The organism is Kitasatospora sp. NPDC043950 (assembly GCF_056435345.1).
The window spans coordinates 1-5,588 of record NZ_JBWKER010000119.1 but is presented as its reverse complement, the minus strand read 5'-3'; the positions used below and the strand labels follow the sequence as shown (position 1 = coordinate 5,588).

The window sequence follows — 5,588 nt, the reverse complement described above, 5'->3', positions numbered from 1 at the left end:
GGTACTGCAGGGGGGACCCTGTGGGAGAGTAGGACGCCGCCGAACAATCATTCCGAAAAGACCCCCTCCCGTCCGGGAGGGGGTCTTTTTGCGTTTCCGCGGCTTTGGAACTTCAAGGCCTCAGAGCTGGAGCTTGAATCCGACGTGCGACGGGACGAAGCCGAGCTTCTCGTAGAAGCGGTGGGCGTCGGTGCGGGTCGCGTCGGAGGTGAGCTGGACGAGGTCGGCGCCGAGTTCGCGGGAACGCTCGATCGCCCACTGGATCAGTTCGGTGCCGAGGCCGCTGCCCCGCTCGTCGGCGTGGATGCGGACGGCCTCGATGACGGTCCGGGTGGAGCCCTTCCGGGAGATGCCGGGGATCACGGTCAGCTGCAGGGTGCCGACGGTCCGGCCGGCGCGCTCGGCGGCGACCAGGTGCTGGTGCGGGTCGCCGTCGACGCGGGCGAAGGCGGCACGGTACGGGGTGAGGTCGTCGGGGCTCTCGCGGGTGGCACCCAGGGCGTCGTCGGCGAGCATGGCCACTAGCGCCGGCAGGTCCTCTGCGGTGGCCCGGCGGATCGTCAGGTCAGTCATGATCAGAGGATAGGCGCGCCCTGTTTCCCCGCACCTCCGCCGCCACTGCCCGTAGAGCCCCCTCAGGCCCCTTCTCGGGGGTGATTTGCCGTCACTCCCCGGGCTTGGCACTGGTGATGACGGCGAAGACGGCGCCGTGCGGGTCGTGGAACTGGGCGAGGCGGCCCACGCCGTGGACGTCCATGGCGGGGATCCGCACGGTGGCCCCGAGCTTGTCGGCGATGGCGAGGCTGGCGTCCACGTTGGGAACCTCGAAGTAGGGGAGCCAGTGCGAGGTGGTGTCGCGGGCGGTCTGTTCGGGGCCGAGCTGCATGATGCCGCCGTGGGCGTCGTCGCTGCCGGCGCCGGCGGGGGTGAGGACGGTGTAGGAGGTGCCTTCGAGCGGCACGTCCTGTTCCTGCCAGCTGAAGACGGTCCGGTAGAAGGTCTTGGCGCGTTCGGCGTCGACGCTGTAGCACTCGGCCCAGCAGAGGCTGCCCTCCTCGTTGACGACCTCCAGGCCGTGGGTGTCGTGCGGCTGCCAGACGGCGAACTCGGCGCCGGTCGGGTCGGTGTAGCCGGCCATCCGGCCCGCGGTGAAGACGTCGAAGGGGGTGAACCGGACGTGCCCGCCGGCCTGTTCGACGAGTTCGGTGGTGCGGTCGGCGTCGAGGGTGGCGAAGTACAGCGTCCAGGCGGGCAGGGAGCCCTCCTCGGCGAGCGGCCCGAGGGCGGCGACCGTCCGGCCGTCGAGCTGGAAGAAGCCGTACCCGCCGGCTTCGGGGCCGGCCGGGTCGAAGGTCCAGCCGAACAGGGCGGTGTAGAAGTCGACGGAAGCCCGGGTGTCGGGACTGCCCAGGTCGAGCCAGTCGGGGGAGCCGGGGCGGAAGGAGGTGTTGAGCATGGGCACTGCTCCTCGGACGGGGCCCGTACGGGCGCGATCGTGCCCCCCTGCCCGTCCCAGCCTGGCACCTCGGCGGGGGCGCTGCACGGCGGGGCGCTGCTCGGCAGGGGCCCGGAGGCGGTCCCGCCGCGGGGGTGGTCCGGCGCGGGTGCGGGCTTGTCGTGGCCGGGCGGTACGGTGCGTAACGAAAGGTCCACCCGTACCGGTCGAAGGGGGTTCCGGTGGCCAGGCAGGCGCAGTCGGGGCAGGAGGCGCCGCGCCAGCTCGCGCAGGTCGAGGGCGTGCTGGAGCGGATCACGTACGCCAACGAGGACACCGGTTACACGGTGGCCCGGGTGGACACCGGTCGGGGCGGGAACGACCTGCTGACGGTGGTGGGCGCGCTGCTGGGAGCCCAGGTGGGGGAGTCGCTGCGGCTGCACGGGCGGTGGGGCTCGCATCCGCAGTACGGGCGGCAGTTCACGGTGGAGAACTACACGACGGTGCTGCCGGCGACGGTGCAGGGCATCCAGCGGTACCTGGGTTCGGGGCTGATCAAGGGGATCGGGCCGCGGTTCGCCGAGCGGATCGTGGAGCGCTTCGGGGTGGACACCCTGGAGGTGATCGAGAACGAGCCGGGCCGGCTGATCGAGGTGCCGGGGCTGGGGCCGAAGCGGACGAAGAAGATCGCGGCGGCCTGGGAGGAGCAGAAGGCCATCAAGGAGGTGATGGTCTTCCTCCAGGGGGTCGGGGTGTCGACCTCGCTCGCGGTGCGGATCTACAAGCAGTACGGCGACGCCTCGATCGGAGTGGTGAGGAACGAGCCGTACCGGCTGGCGTCGGACGTGTGGGGGATCGGCTTCCTGACGGCGGACCGGATCGCCCAGGCGGTGGGGATCCCGCACGACAGCCCGGAGCGGGTGAAGGCGGGCTTGCAGTACGCGCTGTCGCAGAGCAGCGACCAGGGGCACTGCTACCTGCCGGAGGAGCGGCTGATCGCGGACGGCGTGAAGCTGCTGCAGGTGGACGTGGGCCTGGTGATCGACTGCCTGGCGGAGCTGGTCGCGGCGGAGGGGGTGGTGCGGGAGTCGGTGCCGGGGGAGGCGGGCGAGGCGATCACCGCGGTGTACCTGGTGCCGTTCCACCGGGCGGAGATCTCGCTGGCCAACCAGCTGCTGCGGTTGCTGCGTTCGGATTCCGACCGGATGCCGTGGTTCGGCGGGGTGGACTGGCCGGTGGCGCTGGAGTGGCTGGCGAAGCGCACCGGGGCCGATCTCGCGCCGGAGCAGGAGCAAGCGGTGCGGCTGGCGCTGACCGAGCGGGTCGCGGTGCTGACGGGTGGTCCGGGCTGCGGCAAGTCGTTCACGGTGAAGTCGATCGTGACGCTGGCGCTGGCCAAGCGGGCGAAGGTGGTGCTGGCGGCGCCGACCGGGCGGGCGGCGAAGCGGCTGGCGGAGCTGACCGGGGCGGAGGCCTCGACGGTGCACCGGCTGCTGGAGCTGAAACCGGGTGGGGACGCCGCGTACGACCGGGACCGGCCGCTGGACGCCGATCTGGTGGTGGTGGACGAGGCCTCGATGCTGGATCTGATCCTGGCGAACAAGCTGGTCAAGGCGGTGCCGCCGGGGGCGCACCTGTTGTTCGTGGGGGACGTGGACCAGCTGCCGTCGGTGGGCGCCGGCGAGGTGTTGCGGGACCTGCTGGCGGAGGGCGGCCCGATCCCGTCGGTGCGGCTGACCAGGATCTTCCGGCAGGCCCAGCAGTCGGGGGTGGTGACGAACGCGCACCGGATCAACGAGGGGAGGCCGCCGCTGACGGACGGTCTGCCGGACTTCTTCCTGTTCGCGGAGGACGACGCGGAGCTGGCGGCCGGCCTGACGGTGGACGTGGTGGCGCGGCGGATCCCGCAGCGGTTCGGCTTCGACCCGCGGCGGGACGTCCAGGTGCTGGCGCCGATGCACCGGGGTCCGGCCGGGGCGGGGAACCTGAACACGCTGCTCCAGGGGGCGGTGACGCCGGCCCGGGAGGGGCTGGCGGAGCGGCGGTTCGGCGGGCGCACGTTCCGGGTGGGGGACAAGGTCACGCAGGTGCGCAACAACTACGACAAGGGGCGCAACGGGGTCTTCAACGGCACAGTGGGAGTGGTGACCGCCCTCAGCGTGGACGACCAGCGGTTGACGGTGCTCACCGACGAGGACGAGGAGGTGCCGTACGACTTCGACGAACTGGACGAGCTGGCCCACGCGTACGCGGTCACGATCCACCGCTCGCAGGGCAGCGAGTACCCGGTCGTGGTGATTCCGGTCACCATGTCCGCTTGGATGATGCTCCAGCGAAACCTGCTCTACACCGCTGTGACCAGGGCCAGGAAACTGGTGGTACTGGTGGGGTCACGGAAGGCGATCGCCCAGGCCGTGCGAACCGTCAGTGCAGGTCGACGGCATGCGGCGCTCGATCATCGACTGGCAACTGGATGATTATCCAACAGGATGGTTGCCTCTAATGTTCTCTTGACGTGAAGAGATTTACGGCAGAGCCTAGGGTGGTGCCGATCTTGTCCGGTTCGTACCGGCTGCGGCAGCAGGTTTTGTAGGGGCGGGCCCTTTCGGGCCACCCCGGGTGCGCGGCTGTCCTCCAGATGGGGGATGGTAGAGACAGTCAGGGCACCTTGGAAGAGGATTCATTTCGTCGGTGAGGAAGACGTGAGCGACAACTCGGTAGTACTGCGGTACCAGGACGGCGAGTACGAGTACCCCGTCGTCGAGAGCACTGCGGGCAACGCCGGCTTCGACATCTCGAAGCTGCTTCCGCAGACCGGCCTGGTCACCCTGGACAACGGCTTCGGTAACACCGCCGCGTACAAGTCCGCGATCACCTTCGTGGACGGTGACAACGGCATCCTGCGGTACCGCGGCTACCCGATCGAGCAGCTCGCAGGGCAGGGCGGCTTCATCGAGACCGCGTACCTCCTGATCAACGGTGAGCTGCCCAACGCGGTCCAGCTGGCCGAGTTCAACCGCGAGATCACCCAGCACACCCTGCTGCACGAGGACGTCAAGCGCTTCTTCCAGGGCTTCCCGCGGGACGCCCACCCGATGGCCATGCTGTCCTCGGTGGTCGGCGCGCTCTCCACGTTCTACCCGGAGAGCCACAACCCGTTCGACGCCGGCCAGCGCCACCTGTCGACCGTCCGCCTGCTCGCCAAGCTGCCGACGATCGCCGCCTACGCGTACAAGAAGGCGATGGGCCAGCCCTTCGTCTACCCGCGCAACGACCTGAGCTACGTCGAGAACCTCCTGCGGATGACCTTCGCCGTCCCCGCCGAGGACTACGAGCTCAACCCGGTGATCGTCAACGCCCTGGACAAGCTGCTCATCCTGCACGCGGACCACGAGCAGAACTGCTCGACCTCCACCGTGCGCCTGGTCGGCTCCAGCCACGCCAACCTGTTCGCCTCGATCTCGGCGGGCATCTCGGCGCTCTGGGGCCCGCTGCACGGCGGCGCCAACCAGGCCGTGCTGGAGATGCTGGAGAGCATCCAGAAGGACGGCGGCGACGTCGACGCGTTCATCACGAAGGTGAAGAACAAGGAAGCCGGCGTCAAGCTGATGGGCTTCGGCCACCGCGTCTACAAGGCCTTCGACCCGCGCGCCGCGCAGGTCAAGCTGCTCGCGCACGAGGTCCTCGGCCAGCTCGGCAAGAACGACGAGCTGCTGAACATCGCGCTCAAGCTGGAGGAGCACGCCCTCAAGGACGACTTCTTCATCTCGCGCAAGCTCTACCCGAACGTGGACTTCTACACCGGCCTGATCTACCGCGCCATGGGCTTCCCGACCAGCATGTTCACCGTGCTGTTCGCCCTCGGCCGGCTGCCGGGCTGGATCGCCCACTGGCACGAGATGATCAACGACCCGACCAGCCGGATCGGCCGTCCGCGCCAGATCTACACCGGCGCCGAGATCCGCGACTACGTCGCCCTCGGCGACCGCTGACGCTGCACCCGGAAGGGGGGGGGGGGGGGGGGGGGGGGGGGGGGGGGGGGGGGGGGATGGGGGGGGGGGGGGGGGGGGGGGGGGGGGGGGGGGGGGGGGGGGGGGGGGGGGGGGGGGAGGGGGGGGGGGGGGGGGAGGGTGTGGAGGGGGGCTGGATTGTC

4 protein-coding genes are annotated in these 5,588 nt (G+C 70.2%); 2 read left to right on the top strand and 2 right to left on the bottom strand.

The features are described 5' to 3' along the window. Positions 1-120 precede the first annotated feature (120 nt). Together AC07BF_RS37520 and AC07BF_RS37515 are read right to left on the bottom strand one after the other, a co-directional pair. Positions 121-573: a GNAT family N-acetyltransferase gene (locus AC07BF_RS37520; RefSeq protein WP_363588566.1), complete on the bottom strand. Its 453-nt coding sequence runs from the start codon at positions 571-573 to the stop codon at positions 121-123. A 91-nt stretch (positions 574-664) separates the two neighbouring features. Then, positions 665-1,456, bottom strand: a complete 792-nt coding sequence (locus tag AC07BF_RS37515) for a VOC family protein (protein WP_478334590.1) — start codon at positions 1,454-1,456, stop codon at positions 665-667. Positions 1,457-1,677: 221 nt separating this feature from the next. Here AC07BF_RS37515 and recD2 point away from each other — a divergent pair, with 221 nt between their 5' ends. Both recD2 and AC07BF_RS37505 read left to right on the top strand, forming a co-directional pair. After that, positions 1,678-3,912: an SF1B family DNA helicase RecD2 gene (gene recD2, locus AC07BF_RS37510; protein WP_363588570.1), complete on the top strand. Its 2,235-nt coding sequence runs from the start codon at positions 1,678-1,680 to the stop codon at positions 3,910-3,912. Positions 3,913-4,137: 225 nt separating this feature from the next. Then, entirely contained in the window at positions 4,138-5,427 is a 1,290-nt protein-coding gene (locus tag AC07BF_RS37505) for a citrate synthase (protein WP_363588572.1), read from the top strand. Positions 5,428-5,588: the final 161 nt, after the last annotated feature.